The sequence below is a fragment of the Allostreptomyces psammosilenae genome (genome assembly GCF_013407765.1).
Taxonomy (GTDB): domain Bacteria; phylum Actinomycetota; class Actinomycetes; order Streptomycetales; family Streptomycetaceae; genus Allostreptomyces; species Allostreptomyces psammosilenae.
Genome location: NZ_JACBZD010000001.1, coordinates 5,089,286 through 5,111,746 on the forward strand (window position 1 = coordinate 5,089,286; position 22,461 = coordinate 5,111,746).

Here is a 22,461-nt window from a genome sequence, read left to right on the forward strand (position 1 = left end):
GGCGGGCGGAAGGCCGAGGCGCCGTCAGCGCCTCGGGTACCGGGGCCGATCGCCGGCCCGTCCGCTCGCCCGGCCGCCGGGGCCGATGCCTACCCACCTGGCCGTCCGCCGCGAGCCCCGTCCGTCACGGGGCGGGCTCGCGCGGATAGCGCATCAGCAGGCTGGCCACCACGTCCTCCGGGCCGACGGCCTGGTAGGTGTGCGGCACGTCGGCCGCCCAGCTGATGTGCTCTCCGACGCCGGCCACCGACGGGGCGTCGGCCGGCCCGGCGCGCAGCAGTCCGGCGAAGACCGTGACGTGCTCGGTGACGCCACGCTGGTGCGGCTGCGAGACCTGCGTGAAGCCGGCCGCCACCCGCATCCGGTACAGCTCGTAGGTGACCGTCGCGTCGTCGAAGACCTGGAGCAGCGTCACCTCCACCGCCGCGCCGTGCATGACCGGCGCCGGCTCCCCTGCCGTCCCCGGCGGGGTGAGCAGCGCGGTGAGGGGCACCCCCAGGCCGGCCGAGACGGCCTGGAGGGTCTCCAGGGTCGGGTTGCGGGTGCCGTTCTCCAGGCCGGACAGCGTCGCCTTGCCCACGCCCGCGCGCCGGGCCAGCGCGGAGAGTGAGACGCCGCGCTCCTGACGCAGTCGGCGCAGCCGCCGCCCGGCCTCGTGCGTGCCGACGTCCGGCGCGGGCCGCGGCGGTCCGGGGCGCGGTGGGCTCGATTCCATGGCGCTATGGTGCAGCACTCCGCCGTTGTTCCGTTTGCGGAACGGTGGCGGCGTGCTGCAGCATAGCCATCGTTCCGTTTACGGAACGCCGCGCGGCTCGCCATGCCGCCATGCCGCCAAGCCGCCGTGACAGCCCGTGACACCCGGGGGGACGGATGACACGCCTGCTCCAACCCATCCTGGCCGGGGTGGTCACCGCCCTGGTCGGCTTCGCCAGCTCCTTCACCATCGTGCTCGCCGGTCTGCAGGCGGTCGGCGCCGACCCGCGGGAGGCGGCCTCCGGCCTGTTCGCGCTCTGCCTGGGCATCGGCGTGGTGTCCGTGGGGCTGAGCCTGCGCCACCGCGTCCCGGTGACGATCGCCTGGTCGACGCCGGGCGCCGCCCTGCTGGTGTCCACCGGCGCGGTACCGGGAGGCTTCCCCGCCGCCGTCGGCGCCTTCCTCGCCTGCGGTCTGCTGGTCATCGCCGCCGGACTGCTCCCCGCCCTCGGACGGTGGATCGCCGCCATTCCGCGGCCGGTGGCCAGCGCCATGCTGGCCGGGGTGCTGCTGGGGCTGTGCGTCGCCCCGGTCCGCGCACTCGTCGAGGTCCCGACGATGGCCGGACCGGTCGTCGTGACCTGGGCGCTGCTGACCCGGTTCGCCCCGCGCTGGGCGGTTCCCGGCGCGCTCGTCGTCGCCGTGGTGGCGATCGCGGTCAACGCGCCCGCCGACGGCTTGGCCGGCGCCGACCCCCGCCTGGTGATCGAGCCGACCGCGCCGGCCTGGAGCCCCTCGGCGCTGGTGAGCGTGGCGCTGCCGCTGTTCCTGGTCACCATGGCCTCGCAGAACGTCCCCGGCATGGCGGTGCTCGCCGGGTACGGCTACCGGCCACCGCTGCGCGGCGTGCTGCTCGGCACCGGGCTCGCCACCGCCGTGGCCGCGCCGCTGGGCGGGCACGCGGTGAACCTGGCCGCCATCACCGCCGCCTTGGCCGCCGGCCCGGACGCCCACCCCGACCGGGGGCGCCGCTGGATCGCCTCGGTCACCGCCGGGGTGACCATGGTGCTGCTCGGGCTCGGCGCGGGGCTGGCCACGGCGCTGGTGCTGCTCTCCCCGCCGGTGCTGATCGAGGCGGTGGCCGGGCTCGCCCTCCTCTCCGCGCTCGCCTCCGCGATCAGCGCGGCCGTCGCCGAGCCGGCCGGGCGGGAGGCGGCCGTGGTGACCTTCGTGGTCACCGCGTCCGGGATGAGCCTGTTCGGGGTGGGGGCCGCCTTCTGGGGGCTGGTCGCCGGCGGCCTGATGCTGCTGCTGCGGCGGCCGGGCCGGCCGGCTCCGGCGCGCCGCCGCCGGGACGACGCCGGCACGAGGGCGGCAAGCGACACCGCCGGCCCGAGTGAAGCAACCGACCCGAGTGAAGCAACTGACCCGAGTGAAGCAACTGACCCGAGTGAAGCAACCGGGACGAGCGGAACAACAGACACAGCCGCCACGGCCGCCGCCGGGCCGCCGTCCGGCGTCGATCGGCCCCGTCGAGGAGGCATCGCGGACGGAAACTGACCGCGAGCTCTGCCACCCTTGCGGACATGCCACCCCACACCACGCTGAGCCGCCGGGCCCTGAACCGGGCCACGCTGGACCGCCAGCTGCTGCTGCGCCGCTCCCGGATGACCGTCACCCAGGCCCTGGAGCGCCTGGTGGGGTTGCAGGCCCAGACCCCGCACACCTGGTACCTCGGCCTGTGGAGCCGGCTGGAGGACTACACCCCGGACGCCACGGCCGGGCTGCTCCTGGACCGCGGCGTGGTGCGCATCGCGCTGATGCGGTCCACCATCCACCTGGTGACCGCCTCCGACAGCCTGTGGCTGCGGCCGCTGGTGGAGCCGGTGATCGAACGTTCCACCACGGGCGCCTTCGGGCGCGACCTCGTCGGGCTGGACCGGGCCGCACTCGCCGCGGCCGGCCGGGAACTCGTCGAGGAGCGCCCGCGGACGTTCCGTGAGCTGGGACGGGCCCTGGCCGAGCGCTGGCCGGACCGCGCCCCGGCGTCGATGGCGCAGGCGGTCCGCGCCTCCGTGCCGCTGGTGCAGGTGCCGCCGCGCGGTGTGTGGGGCCGCAGCGGACCGGTGGCGCACACGTCCGTGGAGGCCTGGCTGGGCCGTCCGCTGGACCACGCCCGGGCCACCCGGGAGGAGCTGGTGCTGCGCTACCTGGCCGCGTTCGGCCCGGCGACCGTCCGGGACGCCCAGACCTGGTCGGGACTCACCCGCCTGGCCGAGGTGTTCGACGGGCTGCGGCCCCGGCTGGCGGTATTCCGGGACGAGGACGGACGCGAACTGTTCGACCTGCCGGACGCCCCCCGGCCGGACCCGGACACGCCCGCCCCGGCCCGCTTCCTGTACGACTTCGACAACCTGCTGCTGTCGCACGCCGACCGCCGCCGGGTCATCACCGTGGACTTCGCCAGCCAGGGGTACACGCCGCACGGCCCCGTCCCGCGGGCCGTGCTGGTCGACGGAGTGGTGGCGGCGAGCTGGACCGTCGCCACCGCGAAGGGGACGGCGACGCTGAGCATCCGCCCGTTCCACCGGCTGACGGCCTCCACCGAGGAGGAGCTGACCGCCGAGGGCGCCCGCCTGCTGGCCTTCCTGGAGCCCACGGCGGCCTCCCGCGACATCGTGTTCCGGCCGCCGCTGCCCGGATGATCCGCGGCCAGGGTTTCCGGGGCGGATCCGGACGATCCGCCCGGATCCGCCCGGACGATCCGCCTGGAGCGGCGCCGCAGCGGTCTGGGATCCTCGGCGCCATGCGGATCCGAGTGGGAACGGCGGCCGACGCGGCGGACGTCGCGGCCCTGCACACCGAGAGCTGGCGCACGGCGTACGCGGGGATGATCCCCGCCGACTACCTCAACGGTCCACTGCTCCCGGAGCGGGAGTGGCTGTGGAGGGAACGGCTGGCCGACCTCTCCGCCCACTCGACCGCCGACTCCGCCGCCCACTCGACCGCCGGCTCCACCACCGAGCCCGGCGCGGCGGCGGAGCGGGGCGGGCCGGACGCCTCCCACCTCCTGCTCGCGGAGGGCGAGGAGGTCCCCGGCCCGCTGGGCTTCGCATACCTGATGCTCCGGCCGGACGGCCGCATCCTATCCTCCTCGACCAGCTCCACGTCAGGCCCGGGCACCTCGGCGGGGGCATCGGCGGCGCCCTGCTGCGCCGCTCCTTCGCGTGGGCGGCCGCCCGCCACCCGGGACGCGACGTCTACCTGGAGGTCCTCCGGGAGAACGCCCCGGCGATCGCGTTCTACACCCGCCAGGGCGGACGTCGCACCGCCGAGGGGACCTGGCACCATCCGGCGGGCTTCGCGGTCGAGGAGCTCGTCTACACGTGGCGCGCGGCCGAGGTGCGGGCACGCGCCGCCATGGAGGTCGGCTCCGAGCGCTGAGCGTCCCCGGACGCCCGCGGTGGCCGGTTGACGGCGGCTCAGGCGCCGTCCAGTCGGACGGACACCCAGTCGGGCAGCGGTTCGCGGGCCGCCCGCCACCGTGCCGGGACCCCCGCCACCCCGACCCGCGCGGCCACGATCCCGCCCACGATCGCGCAGGTGGTGTCCACGTCCCCGCCGGCCGAGGCAGTCGCCCACAGCGCCGCCGGGTAGTCGTCCAGGTGCCGCGCCGCGCACCACAGCGCGAACGGCACGGTGTCCGCGGCGCTGACCCGCCTGCCGTTGCCCAGCCGGTACGCCGCCAACTCCACGTCGGGCTGGTCCAGCAGGGCGCGCGCCTCCCGCACGCCCTCCCGCACCGCGCCGGCGGACGCCAGGTCCGCCACGGCGTCCAGCGCGGCGTCCAACAGGTCCGCGCCGCCGGCCGGACGGCCCCGGTGCGCGGCGGCCCAGGCGGCGGCCACCGCCACCGCGACGGCTCCGGCCACCGCCTCCGGGTGGGTGTGGGTGACCTCGGCCGACCGGGCGGCCTGCCGCGCCGCCTCGGCCGGGGCCGTGGCGAACCAGGCTCCCAGCGGGGCCACCCGCATCGCCGCCCCGTTCCCCCAGGACCCCTGGCCGTCGAAGAGTCCGCCCGCCAGCTCCCGCCAGGAGCCGCCCTCGCGGACCAGCCGCAGCATGCGGTTGGTGGCCGGGCCGTAGCCCCGGTCGAAGTCGTGGTGGTGCGCGAAGGAGTGGGCCAGGGCGTCCTGGTCGATCTCCTCGGCCTCGTGCAGCCGCTCGACGACCGAGCAGGCCATCTCGGTGTCGTCGGTCCACGGCCAGGGAGCCGGCGGAAGCCGCCGCTCGCGCAGCGCGGGAAGGTTCTCCGGCACGAAGAACTGCGCGCCGAAGGCGTCGCCGGTGGCCAGTCCGATGAGGGAGTCGCGGGCGGCGGCGCGCCGGTCGAAGGGCGCGGGTGAGGGGGCGGAGGTGGAGGCGGGGGCGGGGGAGGGGGAGGACGGGGACTGGTCGGTGGGGCGGGCGTTGGTGGTCATCGCCGTCATCCTGGCACCGTCGCACCCGTCGTGGGGAGGGCTCGGCCGGCGCCCGGCCCGCCACGACCGGGCCTCAGTCGCGCCAGACCGGCGCGGGCGGGGCGCTCGCCGCGCCGGGCAGATAGGGTGCCAGCCACTCGTCGTAGCTGGCCTGCCAGGAGCCGTCCACCCGGCGCTCCTCCAGCACGTGGTTGACCACGCGCAGCAGGGCGTCGGCGTCGTGGCGGACGCCCACCCCGTACCACGCGTCGCTCAGTGGCTCTCCGACGACGCGCACCTGCGGGTCCTGGGCGACCTGACCGGCCAACAGGGTGTTGTGGCTGACCACCCCCGCCACCTGGCCGCGCTGCAGCATGACCAGGCAGTCCAGGGTCTCGTTGGCGAGGACCGGCGCGGGGTCCGGGCGCAGCCGGGCGAGCAGGTCGGCCGCGGTGGAGTCGCGGGAGGCGCACACCCGCTGGTCGTCGGGGAGCGCGTCGAGCGAGTCCACCTCGGCGTCGCGCGGCACCAGGAGCTGGTTGCCGACGGCCAGGTAGGGCGTGGAGAAGGCGATCTCCTCCAGGCGTTCGCAGCTGATGGTGGTGGTGCGGACGAGGACGTCCACCTCGCCTTCGCGCACGGCGTCGATTCGGTTGCTGGTGTAGAGGGGGCGGTACTCGACCGCGTCGGGGTCGCCGAGGATCTCCTCGGCGATGGCGCGGACGATGTCGATGTCGAAGCCGACGAGCCTGCCGGTGGGGTCCTCGGGGGTGGGCTGCTGGCGGTAGCCGAACAGGTAGCTGTTCTGGTCGACGCCGGCGATCAGGTGGCCGCGTTCGCGGATCCGCCGCAGCTCCGGGCCGTCGGCGGTGGGGTCCGGGCGCAGGCTGACCTCGGCGTCGCAGGATGCCGACTCGTCGTCGGTGGTGGTCGCGGCGGTGGCGGTGCCGGGGGCGGTGGTGTCGGCGGCGGTGGTGTCGGCGGCCGGGGCGGTGTTGGCCGGGTTCGTGCCGGGCGGGGCGGGGCTGGGGCGGGAGGCCGCCTCGGCGAGCCCCAGGGTGGGCAGTGCGGCGAGCAGGACGGCCGCCAGGGCGGTGCCGCGCCGGCGCGCCGTCCTCCCGGCGTGCCGGCGCCCGGCGGGATCGGCGGCCGTGCCCGCCGTCGACGCCGCGTCGATCCCCGTTGCCACCACGGTGCCTCCCGCTGCGCTCGCGCCTTCTCCGGGCCTCCGTTGGGACCGACGTGTCGGCCCCCGGCGCGGGTTTCCCGTCGCGGGAGGCGGGATGGTGAACAGTGGGTGACGCGCGGGTGCGGGCCTCGGGGCCGATGCCCGCTGAAGCGCCTGGGTGTGGCGCGCCGGCTACCTCCTGGTGGCGCGGAGCGCAAGGGGGCCTGGTGTCCCTGTGGACAACGCGGCGCCCCCCTGGTCAACAGGGTTAGCGCAGCCCGGGTGACGCGCGCAAGGGGGTCTGGTAGCCCTGTGGACAACGCAGCACCCCCCTGGTCAAGAGGGGTAGCGCGATGCGGGTGACGCGCGCAAGGGGGTTTCCGCCGGCTGTGGACGGCCCGGGTTGGGTGGGGGTTCGGGTGGGTGTTTGCCGGGTGGTTCGGGGTGTGGTGGGGCCTTTTACCTCGGGGCGGCGCGGGGCGCAAGGACCCCGCGCCGCCCTGTGGATGACGCGGCACCCCCCTGGTCAACAGGGGTAGCGCGATGCCTGTGATGCGCGCAATAGGGTTTTCGCCGCTCGGGTGTCGCCGGCTCGGTGTGGCTGGCTCGGGTGTCGCCGGCTCGGTGTCGCCGGCTCGGGTGTCGGGCGCGGGGCCATCAACTCCCCTGAGGCGGTCGCCCCCCCCGAGGGGGCCGCCCAGGGCATTTGCTGCTCGGGGGAGTTGATGGAGCGCCGCCGCGATGTGCCCTGTTGCCGGGGGACCCAGCGAGACATGGAGGTTCCTCCGGACGTGCTGCCGCGGGTGCTGCCGTTCCTCGCCGGCCGAGGGGGGAGGGGCGCCGCGGCGGCCGCGCGGCGGCGGTGGGTCCCGGCGTGGATGGCCGCTCAGTGCGGTGCGGGGGCGGGCTCCGCCTCCTCCAGGAGCCGGCGGTACCGCCGGTAGCGGGCGTGGCCGGCGGCCCGCCGCTCCCGCCAGTGTGACGGCTCCTCCGGCGCGGCGGCGCGGCCGGTCACGGCGTCCAGCGGCGGGCGCGGGAGCCCGGCGGCGTCGGCGGCCAGCAGGGCGGCGCCGGCGGCGGAGGCGCTCGCGGTGTCCACGCGGTGCAGGGTGGCGCCGAGGACGTCGGCGAGCAGCCGGCGCATCCGGGGGTCGCGGGTCCCCCCGCCGGCCACCAGCAGGGACGGCGGGCAGCCGCCGCGCAGGTCCCGGGCGACGTCGAGCAGGGCGTAGGCGACGCCCTCCAGCGCGGCCTGCAGCAGGTGGTCGCGGGTGGTGGACAGCCCCATGCCGGTCCAGGTGCCGCGGGCGCCGCCGGGGCCGGTGCGTTCGCCGGTCAGCTGGGGGAGGAAGACGACGCCCTCGGCGCCCGGCGGCCGGCGGCGCGGGTCCGCCGTGGCGTAGAGCTCCTCCCAGCTGGCGCCGAGGAGGCGCCGTGCCCAGTCCAGGGCGATTCCGGCGTTCTGCAGCGCGGCCATCTCGTACCAGCCGTGCGGGTCGGCGGTGCGGTAGAGGTGGGTGCGGGGCGGTGCGGGCGGGGTCCCCGGTTCGGGGAGTCGGGGGAGGCGGCGGACGAGCTGGGCGCCGCTGCCGACGGTCAGTTGGGCCCCGTCGGGCCCGAGGCCGGTGCCCAGCAGCGCGGCCGGCGTGTCACCGGCTCCCACGGCGACGGGGAGGCCGGGCGCGAGCCCGAGGGCCTCGGCGGCCCGGCGGGTCAGTTCGCCCGCGCGGGCGCCGGACGCGGCGACCGGCGGCAGCAGGCCGGGGTCCACGCCGGCCGCCTCGACCGCCTCGGTGTGCCAGTCGTCGGCGGGCACGTCCCACAGCAGGGTGGCGGAGGCGTCCGACGGGTCGGTGGCGGCCCGGTCGGTGAGCCGGTGGCGCAGCCAGTCCTTGGGGAGCAGCGCCCAGCGGGCGGCGTGCACGGCGGCCGCGTCGGCCCGGGTGGCCCAGGCCAGGAGCGGGCCGTACATGCCGGGGGTGAGCGGGTTGGCCAGCCGTGCGCGTGCCGCCTCGGGCAGTGCGGCCCAGGCGGCGAGGTCCTTGCCGGCGCGCTGGTCGGGCCAGCAGATGGCCGGCCGGGTGGGGGTGCCGTGCGCGTCGGTGAGTACGAGGCCGTGCATCTGGCCGTCCACGCAGAGGCCGCGCACCCGGACGTGCGGCAGCCGCCGGCGCAGCCGGCCCACCGCGTCCCGGGTGGCGGCCCACCAGTGCTCCGGGTCGGTCTCGGCCTGGCCGGGGGCGGGGGCGTGCACGGCGTAGCCGGCGCTCTCCTCGCCGAGCACGGTGCCGTCCTCGGCCAGCAGCAGCGCCTTCAGGCCGCTGGTGCCCAGGTCGATGCCGAGCAGCGCAGGCGGGCCGCCGCGGCCCCGGCCGCCGTCACCGCCCGCGGTGCCACCGCCCGTGCCGTCACTGCCCGCGCCGCCGTCACCGCCCGTGCCGGTGCCGCCCGCGCCGTCCCGCCGTTCCTCGTGGTGCTCGCTCATCCGCCGCCGCGCCCCTCGTTCCGTGCGGGGCCACCCTAGACCCTCACGGGACGGTCACGGGATCCTCACGGGGCTGCCGTCCGCCGTCCAGGACAGCAGCATCCGCAGGGCGTCCCGGGACGGGCTGCCGGGTTCGGCGGTGTAGGCGACCAGCACCTGCTCCGGGTCGCCGACGGCGCGCAGCGTCTCGTAGGTCAGGTCCATGCGGCCGACCAGCGGGTGGTCGAACTTGGCGACGCCGGAGGACTTGTCGGCCACCGGGTGCTCGGCCCACCGGCGGCGGAACTCCTCGCTGCGCCGGGAGAGCTCCTCGATGAGCGCGGTGAGCCGGGCGTCGTCGGGGTGGCGGCCGGCCGCCAGCCGCAGGTACCCCGCGTTTCCGCGGACGCAGTCCGCCGAGTTCAGCATGGACCGCCGCATCCGGTCGCCGAGGACGGACTGCCACGCCAGGTTGCGTTCGCCGGGCGGGAGGTCGGCGAAGTCGGTGAGCAGCGCGCTGGCGGCGCGGTTCCAGGCCAGGACGTCGCGGCGGTGGTTGAGCACCAGGGCGGGCACCTCCTCCATGGACGCCAGCAGCGCCAGCAGGCTGGGGCGCACCGGTGTGTCGCGCGCGGGGTCGGCGGGCGCGGCCGGGCCGGAGGCGGGGCCGGCGGTGGGGCGGGCGGCCGACCCGATCGGCCCGGCCGCCGCGGAGGTGCGGTGGAGCGGGGGGTGGGCGATCTGGTGCAGGTGGCGGGTCTCCTCGGTGTTGAGGCCGAGGGCGCGGGCGACGGCGTTGAGCACGGCGCCGGAGGCCCCGGTGGCCCGCCCCTGCTCCAGCCGCGTGTAGTAGTCGACGCTGACCCCGGCGAGCTGGGCGACCTCCTCGCGGCGCAGTCCGGCGACGCGGCGGCGCTCGCCGTGGTCGGGCAGGCCCACGTCGCGTGGCCGCAGGCGGGCGCGGCGGGCGCGGAGGAAGTCACCGAGTTCGGGCGCGCTGGTCATGGGACCGATTGTGGCCGAGGGGCGGGTCGGGAGCCTGGTCCTGTCGGTGCCAGGTTCCCGACCGGTCCCGGCCACGGGCGGGTCAGCCGGCGGTGGAGCCGGTCATGCCGCCGTCGACGATCAGGTCCTGTCCGGTCACGAAGGAGGCCGCCGGGGAGAGCAGGAAGGCGACCGCCTCGGCGACCTCCTCGGCCTGCCCCAGCCTGCCCAGCGGGATCGCGGCCCGGTAGGCGTCCTGGGCAGCGTCGTCGGCCACGGCGAGGAACATCTCGGTGACGACGGGGCCGGGGCTCACCGAGTTGACCCGGATGCCGAGCGGGGCGAGTTCGGCGCCGAAGGAGCGGGCGAGCTGGAAGGCGGCGGCCTTGCTGGCGCCGTAGGCGGTGGCGCCGGCCATTCCCCGGTGCAGCGCGGTGGAGGCGTTGATGACGACGGCTCCACCGCCGGCGGCCTCCAGCAGCGGCACCGTCCGCTGGATGGTGAAGAAGACGCCCTTGGTGTTGACGGCGAAGGTGTGGTCGAACTCCTCCTCGGTGACCGCCGCGCCCGGCTTGAACAGGGCCGTGCCGGCGTTGGCGAACACGCCGTCGAGCCGGCCGTGCCGTTCCCGGACGCGTTCCGCCATCGCGTCGACGTCGGCCACGCGGGAGGTGTCCGCCCGCACGGTGAGCAGGCGCTCGCCCTTGTCGGACACCTCCTCCAGGGCGGCCGCGGCCTGCTCCAGCCGCCGGTCGCCGCGGCCGGTGATGACGACGTGTGCGCCGCGGGCGAGCAGGATCCGGGCGGTGGCCAGGCCCATGCCGCTGGTGCCGCCGGTGATCAGGTGGACCCGGCCGTCGAGGTCGCGGGTCGGGGTGCCGGGGTTGTTCGTGAAGGTCATGACGGCAGTCTGCGGCGGTACCGGTGGGGGGTACCAGGCCCGCCGCAACCTGGGTCCGGCAGGACCACCCGGGTCCGGCAGGACCACCCGGGGGCGGCGGGACCACCCGGGGGCGGCGGGACCACCCGGGGCGGGACCGCCAGGGGGCGGAGGCGGCCGTGGCGGGTGGCCGGGCTGACGTGCGGCGGGCGCCGCCGAGGGCCCGTGGATCGGGGACCTCGGCGGCGCCCGCCAGGGTCGCGCCGGTCGCGGCCGGTCGGTGCCGTCGGGTCAGCCGGCCACGGCCGCCCGCAGGGAGACCGGCAGGACGCGGTGGCCGTTGGAGATGAACGACTCCACCGGCGGCAGCTGCGCCGACGGGTCGGCCAGGGCCAGGTCCGGGAAGCGGTCGAACAGCGCCGGCAGCGCGATCTGCGCCTCCAGGCGGGCCAGCGGCGAGCCCATGCAGTAGTGCACGCCGTGCCCGAAGGCGAGGTGCTCGCGGCGGCTCTCCCGGGTGATGTCGAAGCGGTCGGCGCTCTCGCCGTGCAGGCGGGGGTCGCGGCCGGCGGCGGCGTAGGAGGCCAGGATGGCGTCGCCCTTGCCGATCCGGACGGGCGTGCCGCGCACGTCCAGCTCGATGTCCTCCACGGCGTAGCGCAGCGGCAGGTTCGCCACCGGCGCCTCGGCCCGCAGCGTCTCCTCGATGACGTCGTCCCAGGAGGCCTGGCCGGAGCGGACCAGTGCCAGCTGCTCGGGGTGGGTGAGCAGCGCGTGGATGGCGTTGTCGAGGAGGTTGACGGTGGTCTCGTGGCCGGCGGAGATCACCAGCAGCAGGGTGTCGACCAGTTCCTGCTCGCTCAGCCGGGAGCCGTCGTCCTCCCGGGCGGCGATCAGCCCGCTGGTCATGTCGTCGCCCGGCACCGCCCGCTTGGAGGCGACGAGGTCGTGCAGGATGGCGTACAGGTCCCGGTAGGTGGTGGCGACCTCCTCCGGGTCGGCGGAGGTGTGGAAGAGGCTGTCGACCACCCGGCGCAGGTCGGCGCGGGCGGACTCGGCCACGCCGAACAGTTCGCAGATCACCTGGATGGGGATCGGGTAGGCGTAACGTTCCCGCAGGTCGACCACCTCGCCCGCCGGGGTGGCGGCCAGGCCGTCGAGCAGGTCGGTGGTGATCTGCTCGACGCGCGGGCGCAGGGCGGCGGTGCGGCGCGCGGTGAACGCCTTGGAGACCAGCCCGCGCAGCCGCTTGTGGTCGTCCCCGTAGGCGGTGAACATGTTCTGCACCGCGACCCAGGTGAACAGCGGCCAGTCCGGGGAGATCTCGCCGTTGATCCAGGCCGGCCAGTGCTGCCGGGGGTCCTTGGAGACCCGGGGGTCGGTGAGGAGCTGCTTGAGCAGGTCGTAGTCGGTTACCGACCACGCCACCACGCCGCCGGGGAGCTCCACCTGCGTCGCGGGGCCGGCGGCTCGGAGGCGGGCGCCTTCGCCGTGGATGTCTCGACCGGTGGGGTCGATGACGATGGGGCAGGACTGACGTTCCATGGCTGTTCTCCAGGTGTCTCGTCGAGCTGCACGGGGGCGAAGCGGGCGGGCAGTGCTGCCAGCGCCCGGTGGAACGGGCCGGGCCGCCAACGCAGTTCGTGGGCGGGGACGGCCAGGTCCAGGTCCGGGATTCGGTCGAGGAGCTTCTCGATCGCGACCGAGGCGATCAGCCGGGCCGGGCTCTGCGCCGGGCAGGTGTGCGGGCCGGCGCTCCACGCCAGGTGGGCGCGGTTGCCGGGGCGCTGGCCGGAGGGGGCGAGGGCCGGGTCGGTGTTGGCGGCGGCGAAGCTCACCACCACGGGCTCGCCCTCGCGCAGCCGGATGCCGAAGTGGTCGACGTCGCGCAGCGGGTAGTGGACGCCGTAGTTCGCCATCGGCGGGTCGGTCCACAGCACCTCGTCCAGCGCGTCCTCCACCGGGAGGCTCCCGCCGCGCAGGTCGCCGGCGAAGCGGTCGTCGGAGAGCAGCAGCCGCACGGCGTTGGAGATGAGGTTGGTCATCGGCTCGACGCCGGCGCCGAGCAGGGTGACGAGCTGGTGGATCATCTCCTCGTCGGTCAGCCGGGCCGGGTGGGTGACCAGCCAGGAGGTGACGTCCGCGCCGGGGGAGCGGCGCTTGGTGGCGACCAGCTCGGCCAGGGTCTCCGCGAGCACCGCGTTGGCCTTCTCCGCGTCCACGCCGTCGAAGATGCCGGCCATGGCGTCGACCAGGCGGTCGCCGAAGCTCTCCGGGGAGCCGAACAGCTCGTTGAACACCAGCCGCGGCAGCACCTTGCAGTAGTCGGCGAGCAGGTCCACCTCGCCCCGGGGGGCGATCCGGTCGAGGAGGACGTCCGCGCTGCGCTCGACGTAGCCGCGCAGGGCGTGCGGGTCCACCCGGTCGAGGCTGTCGGTGACCGCCCCGCGCAGCCGGGCGTGCACGTCGCCGTCGGAGAACAGGGCGTTAGGCCGGGGCATCATCATCGGGATGACCGGGCTGTCCGGGGGGATCTCCCCGTCCCTCAGGGCCCGCCAGCGGCGGGCGTCCTTGCCGAACCGCTCCGGGCTGCGCAGCACGCCGAGCGCGGCCTGGTAGCCGGTGACGAGCATGGCGTCGACGCCGGGGGCCAGCTCGACCGGTGCGATCGGCCCGTACTCGCGCAGGTGCGCGTAGATCCGCGAGGGGTTCTCGGCGAAGTCCGGGCCGTACAGCGGGACGCCGCGGCGGCGGGATCCGCCGGCACCGGTGGAGGCACCGGCACCGGCGCCGCCGTCGGCGGTGGTGCCGCCTCCGGCGTGGGCGGGGCAGCCCGGCGGCGGCGTGGCGCCCGGGGCGGCCTGGGCGCCCTGGGCGTCGAGGTCGGGGGTGGGGGTCACGCGTGCTCCTGGGCGGTACGTGCGTGGAGGTACTCGACGAGGGTGATCAGCGCCTGGGTGGCCGACGTGGGGTCGCGGGCGTCGCAGGTGACCAGCGGGGTGTCCTCCAGCAGGTCCAGGGCCTCGCGCAGCTGGGCCTCGCCGTAGACCGGCGCCCCGTCGAAGTGGTTGACCGCCACGGCGTACGGCAGGGCGCGTTCCTCCAGCATGTCCATCACCGGGAACGACTGCTCCAGTCGCCTGGTGTCGGCGAGGACCAGCGCGCCGAGGGCCCCGTAGGCCATGTCGCGCCACAGCTGCTGGAACCGCTTCTGCCCGGGCGCGCCGAACAGGTACAGCACCAGCTGCTCGCTGAGGGTGAGCCGGCCGAAGTCCATCGCCACCGTGGTGGTGTCCTTGCCGTCCACCCCGGCCAGGTCGTCGACGAGCGCGCCGGCCTGGGTCATCGTCTCCTCGGTGCGCAGCGGCGGGATCTCGGAGAGGGTGCCGACGAAGGTCGTCTTGCCGACGGCGAAGTGGCCCACGATCAGGATCTTCACCGCCGTCTGGACGGTGTCGGGCAGGTACACGCTGCTAGAGACGAGCGCGGAGTCCATCGAGCACCTCCCTCAGGAGCTGGGCGTCGGGCCGTTCGGCCGGGGGAATGGGGGCGCGGGTGACGACGTGGCCGCTGTCCACGAGGTCGGCGAGCAGGACCTTGGTGACGCTGGTGGCCAGCCCGAGGTGGGCGGCGATCTCGGCGACCGACAGCGAGCCGCCCCGGCACAGCTCCATGACGCGGCGCTTCTCCGGGCTGAGGCCGCCGAGCGGCAGGTCGTGGGTGGCGATCACCAGCGTGACCAGGTCGAGGGTGTTGCGGCTGGGGAAGGCCCGTCCCTCGGTGACGACGTAGGGCCGGACCAGCCCCTTCTCGCGCCTGGGCGGGGTCATGCCGCGCTGCCGGCGCCCTGCCGCGGCGGAGTGGTCAGCTCTTTGCCGAGGCGGTCGACCAGCTTGTGCATCCGGTAGGTGACGGCCTCCATGTCGACCTTCTCGGTGCTGGAGACGGCCAGGTAGGCGCCCGGGCCGGCGGCTATGACGAAGACGTAGCCGTCGTCGAACTCGACCAGGGTCTGCCGCCACGCCGTGTTCGGCGTCTCCGTGCAGAAGCCGGCGGTGGCGCGGCTGAGCGACTGCAGGCCGGAGAGCGCCGCGGCCTGCTTGTCGGCCTCGTCGCGGCTGATGCCCTTGGAGTGGGCGCGCAGCATGCCGTCGGCGGAGAGCAGGATGGCGTGGCGGGCCTCCGGCACCTCCAGGACGTCGTCGAGCATCCAGCTCAGCTTGTCGTTCATCCGTGAGGGTTCCCTTCGTGGTCGGGCCGGGCGTCGGGCTGGGCGGTCCGGTCGTCGGACGGGGTGGGCTCGGCGGAGTCGGAGCCGGAGTCGGTGGAGGAGCGGCCGGAGCGGGTGCCGCGCTGGAAGGCGCCCATGACGGCGGCGGTCTGCTCGGCCGGGCGGGTCCGCGGGGCGGTCGGCGCGGGCTGCGCCGCCTGCGCGGCCGTGGCGTCGGTGACCGGCTGGCGGCGGCGCCGCTTGGGCAGGCCGTCGGCCGTGCGGGGCAGCGGCTCGCCGACCACCGGCGGCTGGGGCGGCTGGAACCGCTCGGGCTGCCGGGGCTGCTGGGCGGGCGTCCGGGTGCCGGTGGCGGCCTCGCGCTCCCGCGCGCCGTCCGACGGCCACGCGCCGGCCGCCTGGTGGTCGGGCGTGCGGTGCTGGCCGGTGTCGTGCCGGCCGGTGTCGTGCCGGCCGGTTCCGTGCGGGGCGGTGGCGTGGTGGGTGCCGTGGTCGTCGGACCAGCCGCGGGCCGGCGCGGGCGGCACGGTGGGGGCCGCCGCGGGCACCGGGCTGGGGCTGTCGTACTCGGCGTGGGTGAGCAGGGCGTTCGGCAGGAACACCACGGCCCGCACACCGCCGTAGGGGGACTGCGAGTCCACCGACACCTGGAAGCCGTACCGCTGGGCGAGCACGCCGATCACCGGGAAGCCGAACTGCGGCGGGTCGCCGAGCTTGGTGACGTCCACGGACTGCTTGCCGGTCAGCAGCAGGGCGGCCTGCCGCACCTGCTCCTGCACCATGCCGACGCCGCCGTCGTCGATCACCACGACGGCCCCGTTGTGCACCGGCTGGACGCTGACCTCGACGGTGGTGTTGGGCTGCGAGTGCCGGGTGGCGTTGTCCAGCAGCTCGGCGACGGCGAGCACCACCGGCTCGACGCCGCGCCCGATGACGGCGACGTCGGTCTTGGTGTGCACCCGGACCCGCCGGTAGTCGCGGATCCGCGAGGTGGCGCCGCGGACCACCTCCTCCAGGGTCGAGGCGGTGCGCTGCCGCCCGGGCCAGGCGCCGCACAGCACCGCGATGACCTGGGCGCGCCGGCCGAACTGGGAGTTGGTGTGGTCGACCTCCAGCAGGTCCCGGAGCACCCGGGGGTCGTCGTGGCGCTCCTGCATGGCGGTGATGGCCAGCTGCTGTTCGTTGGCCAGGCCCTGCAGGGCCCGCATGGCGGACATCAGGGCGGCGCGGGCGGACTGGTCGGCCCGGGCCTGGGCGCGCTCCATGGTGCCGCTGAACAGGTCCATGACCGTCTGGAGGCTCTCGGCCAGCGTCGATCCGGGCGGCCGTTCGTGCAGGGGGCCGGGGACCGGGACGGGGTGGTGTTGCAGGCTCTCCGCCAGCGCGGGGAGGCGGACGTTCGCCAGGTGCTGGATCTCCTCCACCGTGGCGCGCAGATCACCTTCCAACTCGGCGTTGCGCCGGCGCAGCGTGGCGGTGATCAGTCTCTGTCGTACGGCCAGCACCGTGATGGCGAGGGCGCCGACGACCAGACACCAGAACACCGCCGCCGGTATGTGTGGTGACATCGATCCTCGTGCTCGGGGTTGTGCGGACGGAGGGCGGCCGTCGGGGCGAGGCGCGGCGGACGGGACCTGTGCCGACCGCCCTGCTGCCCGGCGGTCCGTCGACGGTCGGTGCGTCGGACGGTGGGCCGCTCCTCCTGGGGGACGGGCTACCCGGGGTTGGCGCGTGGTGCGGGCCATCCCGGATAGGGGTGGGCGGGCGGGGTTTCCCACCTCGGGCCGGCGAGTGGTGTCCCGCCGCCGTAAGGATGTCGCATCGAACGGATCTCCGCGTGGTCAAGATGACGGCCAATCATAGGGGTTCGGTCACGCAGATGGAGCAAGAGGGGGCGGAGAGTTGCCGAAGCCGTGCCTCGGAACCCCTCCGCCCCCGCTCGCCCCGCGCGTTCCCGGCCGCCATGATCGATACCGGCCGCCGACGCGGTTTTCTATCATGACGTGTGCACGGTCATCGGGCACCGCGCGGCGTGTCGGCGCGTCACATGCCGTTCCTCCGGGTTCCCGTGGCCGCCGGGCCACGCGGTGCGCCGCGGGTGATCTACGGCACACGACTCACACCCGCCCCACCCCTCGCACCGTACGCGTGCTGGAATGAACAGATGACGGATCGTGCAGACGCCGGGCCGCCGCCGGGGGTGACCGGAGCGCCGGACGGGCCGCAGGGGAGCGCGGACACCCCCGTCGACCTCGGCGAGCTGGCCCGGCGGGCCCTCGCCGACGAGCTGACGCCGGGGGAGTTCCGCGCCGCCTTCCACGCCGCACGGGTGTACTGCCCGGCCCCCGAGCGTCCCGGACTCGTGCCGCTGGACCTGCCGGACGGCGAACGGATCGTGCCGGTGTTCTCCTCCCCGCGGACCCTCGGCACGCTGCTCGGCGCGGCCGGCCGGTACTTCTCCACCACCGGCGAGGACCTGCTCGACCTGCTGCCCGAGGGCTACGACCTGCTGCTCGACCCGGGCGACGAGACGTCACTGCGCCTGCGCGCGGCGGCGCTGCGCCCGCCCACCCCACCGACCGGCGACGCGGGGGACACCGATGGGTGACCCGGCCGGCGGCGCCGGCGCCGGATACAGCGTGGAGATCTCCTCGCTGACGGCCGTGCAGACCGCGCTCGGCGAGTCGATGGCCGCGGCCCGGGAGGTCAAGGACAACAGCGAGGCGCTGACCGCCCACCTCGCCGACGCCGGCTCCGAACGGGTGCGCGCGGCCGCCACCGACTTCCTGTCCGCATGGGGCCACGGCATGGGGGAGCTCGCCGACTACGCCGACGACGCGGTGGCCAAGCTCGGCGAGACCATCGCCGCCTACCAGACCGCCGAGATGTACGGCGTGGAGAACTTCACCCCCAGCGGCGAGAACCTCGCGGGCATGCCGGTCGGCGACTGGAGCGCCGCCGTCTACCAGGCCAACGAGCAGCTCGACGACGCCGGCGCCGCCCCGCGCCCCCTCACCGACAACCCGGTCACCGACGCCGTCGACCCCCGGATCCAGCGCGGGGAGGACTGGCTCTTCCAATGACCGCCCACCAGCCGCCGCCCGCCCGGGAGGGCCTGCAGTGACCATCCCGGCCGACGCGACCAGCAGGGACCTCGTCCCCGGCGACCCGCAGGCACTGCACGACCTCGCCGCGACGCTGCGCCGCTACGCCGGCGCGTTCGACGACGCCCGGCAATCCCTGCAGACCGTGCAGGCGGCCGACTGGACCGGTGTCGCCGCCATCGACTTCCGCCGCGCCGTGCGCGTCCTGCCGGAGAACCTCGCCGAGGCACACGACCAGTTCTCCGCCGCGGCCGGCGCCCTCGCCGGCTACGCGGACGCCCTCCGGGCCGCCCAGGACGCCGTGCCGGCGATCCTGGACGACGCGGCCCAGGCGCGGCAGGCGTCCCAGCGCCACCAGGCGGACGTCGACGACTACAACGCGGCCGTCGAGCGTGAGGACGCCGTGCTGCCGCCGCGCCCCGGCGACGTCGACCCGCGCGTCGCGGCGATGGCGGCCTGCGAGACCCGGCTGGCCGCGCTGCGCGCCGACGTCGAGGCCGCCGCGCAGGCCGCCGAGACCGCGCTGCGGGACGCCGCCGAACGGGCGCCGGACAAGCCGGGGCTGATCCGCCAGGCGCTGGAACAGGGGCAGAACTTCCTCCAGGGCGCCTACGAGGGCCTGACCGGGCTCAGCAGCCTGGCCGGCACCCTGATGCGGCCCTGGGAGGACCCCGGCCGCACCGCGATGACCCTCGCGCAGATGCGCGACGGCCTGGCCTGGGGCGTCCACAACCCCATCGAGTTCGGCAAGGCCGTCCTCAACTGGGAGATGTGGCAGGAGAACCCGGCCCGCGCGCTCGGCCAGCTCGCCCCCGACCTGATCGGCGGCAAGGGCCTGACCAGGCTGCGCAGCCTGGTCACCCCGAACCGGCCGCCCGTGCGGCCCGACGGCCCGGACGCGGACGCCTCCGCGCGGCGGCCGGAGGACATGGAGACCGCCGGCGACCCCATCGACATGGCGACCGGCCAGATGCTGCTGCCGCAGACCGACGTGCGGCTGCCCGGCGTGCTGCCGCTGCTCGTCCAGCGCACCCACCTGTCCGGCTACACCGCCGGCGGCTGGTTCGGCCCGTCCTGGGCCTCCACGCTGGACCAGCGCGTGCAGCTGGACGCCAACGGCGTGGTCTTCGTGGCCCCCGACGGCATGCGGCTGGTCTACCCGGTCCCCCGGCCGAACACCCCGACCCTGCCGGAGAAGGGCCCGCGCTGGCCGCTGCTGTGGGACGGCACCCCGGCCGGCGCCATGCGCATCACCGACCCGGCCACCGGACGCACCTTCAGCTTCGCCGACCCGGTGCCCACCTCCGTCCCCGGCGTCGTCGACCTGCCGCTGCACACCATCGAGGACCGCCACGGCAACCGGGTCGAGCTCATCGTGGACGACGACGGCCTGCCGATGGAGCTGCGGCACACCGGCGGCTACCGCATCGCCGTCGAACGCCACCTCCAGCTGCCCCGGATCACCGCGCTGCGGCTGCTCGACACCGAGGGCCCCGGCACCGACACCACCCTGATCGGCTACGGCTACGACGAGGACGGCCACCTCACCGAGGTGGTCAACTCCTCCGGCCTGCCGATGCGGTTCAGCTACGACGAGCACCACCGGATCACCTCCTGGACCGACCGCAACGGCACGAGCTACCGGTTCGTCTACGACGAGCGCGGGCGCGTGGTGCGCGGCACCGGCTCGGACGGCTGCCTGTCCGCCGAGCTGAGCTACGACGACGAACGGCGGCTGGTCACCTACACCGACTCGCTCGGGCACCCCGCCGTCTACGAGCACAACGCCGCCTACCGGATCGTCCGGCGGACCGACCCGCTCGGCCACACCACCGAGGTGGAATGGAGCCCGGACAACCGGGACCGCGTCGCCGTCACCGACCCGCTCGGACGCACCACCCGCTACGCCCACGACGCGGCCGGCAACCTCACCGCCGTCCACCTCCCGGACGGCTCGGTGGCCCGCGCCACCCACAACGAGTTCGGCCTGCCGACCGAGATCACCGAGCCGGACGGTGCCACCTGGCGGCACACCTACGACGAGCGCGGCAACCTGACGGCCACCGTCGACCCGGCCGGCGCCGAGACCCGCTACGAGTACGACGCGCGCGGCAACCTGGTCGCCGTCACCGACGCCCTCGGGCACACCCGGCGGATCACCACCGACGCCGCCGGGCTGCCGCGGACCCTCACCGACCCGCTGGGGAACACCACCGTCATCGAGCGGGACGCCCACGGGCGGATCACCGAGGTGACCGACCCGCTCGGCAACACCACCCGGCACGGCTGGATCGTCGAGGGCAAGCCGGCGTGGCGCGAGGCGCCGGACGGCACCCGGGAGACGTGGGTGTGGGACGCCGAGGGCAACCTCGTCGAGCACACCGACCCGGCCGGCAACACCACCCGGCACGCCACCACCCACTTCGACCTGCCGGCGTCCCGGACCGAACCCGACGGCAGCACCTACGAGTTCGCCTACGACACCGAGCTGCGGCTGGTCGGCGTCACCAACCCGCAGGGGCTGACCTGGAGCTACACCTACGACGCGGCCGGCCGCCTGGTGAGCGAGACCGACTTCAACGGCCGCACCATCAGCTACACCCACGACGCGGCCGGGCAGCTCGTCTCCCGCACCAACGGCGCCGGGCAGACCGTCACCTTCACCCGCGACCTCCTCGGCCGCACCGTCGAGCAGCGCGCCGAGGACGGCACGACCACCGCCTCCGCGACGTCCACCACGACCTTCGGCTACGACGCGGCCGGCCGCCTGGTGCACGCCGCCGGCCCGGACGCCGAGGTGCGGTTCGACCGCGACCCGCTCGGCCGGGTGCTCGCCGAGACCGTGGACGGCCGCACCACGACGTTCGGCTACGACCCGCTCGGCCGCCGCACCGAACGCCGCACCCCCTCCGGCGTGCTCTCCCGGTGGACCTACGACGCGGCCGGCCGCCCCGCCACCCTGCACACCGGCGGCCACACCCTCGCCCTGGAGCACGACGCGGCCGGCCACGAGACCACCCGACGGCTGGGCGAGCACGTCGAACTCACCCAGACCTGGGACGGCAACCACCGGCTGACCACCCAGACGCTCGCCTCGGTCCCGCACGAGGGTGCGGTCACGGCCCAGTCCGAGGCCGCCCGCCGCCTGCTGCAACACCGCTCCTACGCCTACCGCGAGGACGGCCACCTCACCGAGATCCGCGACCTGACCTCCGGCACCCGCCGCTTCGACCTCGACCGCGCGGGCCGGGTGACCGCCGTCCACGCGCACGGCTGGACGGAGACCTACGCCTACGACGCCGCCGGCAACCTCAAGCACGCCGGCGCCACCGCGCTCGCCTCCTACGGCGCGCGCGAGTACGACGGCACCCTGGTTCGCCGCGCCGGCCGCACCACCTACGAGCACGACGCCCAGGGACGGACGGTCCGCGCCACCCGGCGGCTGCTCAGCGGCGGCACCAGGGAGTGGACGTACCGCTGGAACGCCGAGGACCGCCTCGTCGAGGCCACCAACCCGGACGGCGAACGCTGGCACTACACCTACGACCCGCTCGGCCGCCGCACCGCCAAGCGCCGGCTGGCCGACGACGGCACCGCGGCCGAGGAGATACGTTTCTCCTGGGACGGCAGCCGCCTGGCCGAACAGGTCGACGCCACCGGCGAGACGACCACCTGGGACTACGCCCCCACCACCCACCGCCCGCTGACCCAAACCGTCACGGCACCCCCGGCGACGGGAGACGCCCCGGGCCCCGCCCCCGACGCCCGCCTCTACGCCGTCATCACGGACCTCGTCGGCACCCCCACCGAACTGGTGACACCCGACGGCCGGATCGCCTGGCAGCACCGCACCACCCTCTGGGGCGCCCCCCTCCCCGCTCCCCCCGCAGAGGCCGACTGCCCCCTACGCTTCCCCGGCCAGTACGCCGACCAGGAGACCGGCCTCCACTACAACTACCAGCGCTACTACGACCCGGAGACCGCGAGGTACCTCAGCCCGGATCCCCTGGGACTGGAGCCCGCCCTCAACCACCACGCATACGTCTCGAACCCGTGGCTGCGGATCGACCCGCTGGGCCTGGCCAACTGCGGCGTGTTCGAAAACCAGTTGCCTGGTCAACTCTCACGAGAATTGGCAGACGCGGAGCGCCTGGGTGTGAGGCCGATGAGCGTCGGCGAAGACGGATTCGATGATGTGATCAACAACGGCACGATCAAGTGGGCCGTTAAGCTCGATGGTCAACTGGTCATCATTCCGAAGATCGTTGATGGTGTGGAGCTGAAGCATCCGGTGCTGACTGGAGGTGGCGCCGTACGGGCTGCCGGAGAGGCTGATCTTGCCGGATCGGATGGGACTTATTTCGGCTTGGAACTCAACAACAGAAGTGGACATTACCGTCCGTCACCTGAGAGCCTTAGTATAGGCAGGGAGGCGTTCGAGCAGGCGGGAGTAGTATTTCCATGAGAAAGGCATGAC

At 75.2% G+C, this 22,461-nt stretch carries 18 protein-coding genes; 6 read left to right on the plus strand and 12 right to left on the minus strand.

The features are described from left to right. Positions 1 to 124: 124 nt before the first annotated feature. Positions 125 to 715, minus strand: a complete 591-nt coding sequence (locus FHU37_RS20975) for a helix-turn-helix domain-containing protein (RefSeq protein WP_179815667.1) — start codon at positions 713 to 715, stop codon at positions 125 to 127. Positions 716 to 870: 155 nt separating this feature from the next. Here FHU37_RS20975 and FHU37_RS20980 point away from each other — a divergent pair, with 155 nt between their 5' ends. From FHU37_RS20980 to FHU37_RS20990, 3 genes are all read left to right on the plus strand, one after another. Next, the gene (locus FHU37_RS20980) at positions 871 to 2,253 is read left to right on the plus strand and encodes a benzoate/H(+) symporter BenE family transporter (RefSeq protein WP_179815668.1); all 1,383 of its coding nucleotides are present in this window, start codon (positions 871 to 873) and stop codon (positions 2,251 to 2,253) included. Between the two features lie 26 nt (positions 2,254 to 2,279). After that, positions 2,280 to 3,398, plus strand: coding sequence for a winged helix DNA-binding domain-containing protein (locus tag FHU37_RS20985; RefSeq protein WP_179815669.1), 1,119 nt, complete (start codon positions 2,280 to 2,282; stop codon positions 3,396 to 3,398). A 238-nt stretch (positions 3,399 to 3,636) separates the two neighbouring features. Next, positions 3,637 to 4,137 (plus strand): GNAT family N-acetyltransferase, encoded by a 501-nt coding sequence (locus FHU37_RS20990; RefSeq protein ID WP_218904101.1) that lies wholly within the window; start codon positions 3,637 to 3,639, stop codon positions 4,135 to 4,137. 38 nt (positions 4,138 to 4,175) lie between these two features. On the opposite strand, the gene FHU37_RS20995 is transcribed toward FHU37_RS20990, so the two are convergent. The 11 genes from FHU37_RS20995 to FHU37_RS21045 all read right to left on the minus strand — a co-directional run bounded on the left by FHU37_RS20995 (position 4,176) and on the right by FHU37_RS21045 (position 16,448). Beyond that, the gene (locus FHU37_RS20995) at positions 4,176 to 5,174 is read right to left on the minus strand and encodes an ADP-ribosylglycohydrolase family protein (protein ID WP_179815670.1); all 999 of its coding nucleotides are present in this window, start codon (positions 5,172 to 5,174) and stop codon (positions 4,176 to 4,178) included. 73 nt (positions 5,175 to 5,247) lie between these two features. Further along, positions 5,248 to 6,342 (minus strand): transporter substrate-binding domain-containing protein, encoded by a 1,095-nt coding sequence (locus tag FHU37_RS28500; RefSeq protein ID WP_179815671.1) that lies wholly within the window; start codon positions 6,340 to 6,342, stop codon positions 5,248 to 5,250. Between the two features lie 865 nt (positions 6,343 to 7,207). Continuing rightward, on the minus strand, positions 7,208 to 8,806 hold the full coding sequence (locus FHU37_RS21005) for a xylulokinase (protein WP_179815672.1): 1,599 nt from the start codon (positions 8,804 to 8,806) through the stop codon (positions 7,208 to 7,210). Positions 8,807 to 8,860: 54 nt separating this feature from the next. Beyond that, the gene (locus FHU37_RS21010; RefSeq protein ID WP_179815673.1) at positions 8,861 to 9,790 is read right to left on the minus strand and encodes a helix-turn-helix domain-containing protein; all 930 of its coding nucleotides are present in this window, start codon (positions 9,788 to 9,790) and stop codon (positions 8,861 to 8,863) included. A gap of 82 nt (positions 9,791 to 9,872) precedes the next feature. Continuing rightward, the gene (locus FHU37_RS21015; protein WP_179815674.1) at positions 9,873 to 10,670 is read right to left on the minus strand and encodes an SDR family NAD(P)-dependent oxidoreductase; all 798 of its coding nucleotides are present in this window, start codon (positions 10,668 to 10,670) and stop codon (positions 9,873 to 9,875) included. 270 nt (positions 10,671 to 10,940) lie between these two features. Next, positions 10,941 to 12,098 carry a cytochrome P450 family protein gene (locus tag FHU37_RS21020; protein WP_312892697.1) on the minus strand — a complete coding sequence of 386 codons (1,158 nt, stop codon included), beginning with the start codon at positions 12,096 to 12,098 and terminating at the stop codon, positions 10,941 to 10,943. After that, a complete protein-coding gene (locus FHU37_RS21025) occupies positions 12,062 to 13,549 on the minus strand; it encodes a cytochrome P450 (RefSeq protein ID WP_312892698.1) in 1,488 nt (495 codons plus the stop codon). The genes FHU37_RS21020 and FHU37_RS21025 overlap by 37 nt, the downstream gene beginning before the upstream one ends. Beyond that, positions 13,546 to 14,145, minus strand: coding sequence for a GTP-binding protein (locus tag FHU37_RS21030; RefSeq protein WP_179815676.1), 600 nt, complete (start codon positions 14,143 to 14,145; stop codon positions 13,546 to 13,548). Before FHU37_RS21030 ends, FHU37_RS21025 begins: the two co-directional genes overlap by 4 nt. Beyond that, positions 14,123 to 14,479, minus strand: a complete 357-nt coding sequence (locus tag FHU37_RS21035; protein WP_179815677.1) for a DUF742 domain-containing protein — start codon at positions 14,477 to 14,479, stop codon at positions 14,123 to 14,125. Before FHU37_RS21035 ends, FHU37_RS21030 begins: the two co-directional genes overlap by 23 nt. Next, positions 14,476 to 14,880, minus strand: a complete 405-nt coding sequence (locus tag FHU37_RS21040; protein ID WP_179815678.1) for a roadblock/LC7 domain-containing protein — start codon at positions 14,878 to 14,880, stop codon at positions 14,476 to 14,478. The genes FHU37_RS21035 and FHU37_RS21040 overlap by 4 nt, the downstream gene beginning before the upstream one ends. Beyond that, the gene (locus FHU37_RS21045; protein ID WP_179815679.1) at positions 14,877 to 16,448 is read right to left on the minus strand and encodes an ATP-binding protein; all 1,572 of its coding nucleotides are present in this window, start codon (positions 16,446 to 16,448) and stop codon (positions 14,877 to 14,879) included. The genes FHU37_RS21040 and FHU37_RS21045 overlap by 4 nt, the downstream gene beginning before the upstream one ends. Before the next feature lie 596 nt (positions 16,449 to 17,044). Here FHU37_RS21045 and FHU37_RS21050 point away from each other — a divergent pair. The 3 genes from FHU37_RS21050 to FHU37_RS21060 are packed head-to-tail and all read left to right on the plus strand — an operon-like array spanning position 17,045 to position 22,449. After that, positions 17,045 to 17,488, plus strand: coding sequence for an SseB family protein (locus FHU37_RS21050; protein ID WP_179815680.1), 444 nt, complete (start codon positions 17,045 to 17,047; stop codon positions 17,486 to 17,488). Beyond that, on the plus strand, positions 17,481 to 17,963 hold the full coding sequence (locus tag FHU37_RS21055; RefSeq protein ID WP_179815681.1) for a hypothetical protein: 483 nt from the start codon (positions 17,481 to 17,483) through the stop codon (positions 17,961 to 17,963). The genes FHU37_RS21050 and FHU37_RS21055 overlap by 8 nt, the downstream gene beginning before the upstream one ends. A gap of 37 nt (positions 17,964 to 18,000) precedes the next feature. Then, positions 18,001 to 22,449, plus strand: a complete 4,449-nt coding sequence (locus FHU37_RS21060) for a putative T7SS-secreted protein (protein ID WP_312892699.1) — start codon at positions 18,001 to 18,003, stop codon at positions 22,447 to 22,449. Positions 22,450 to 22,461: the final 12 nt, after the last annotated feature.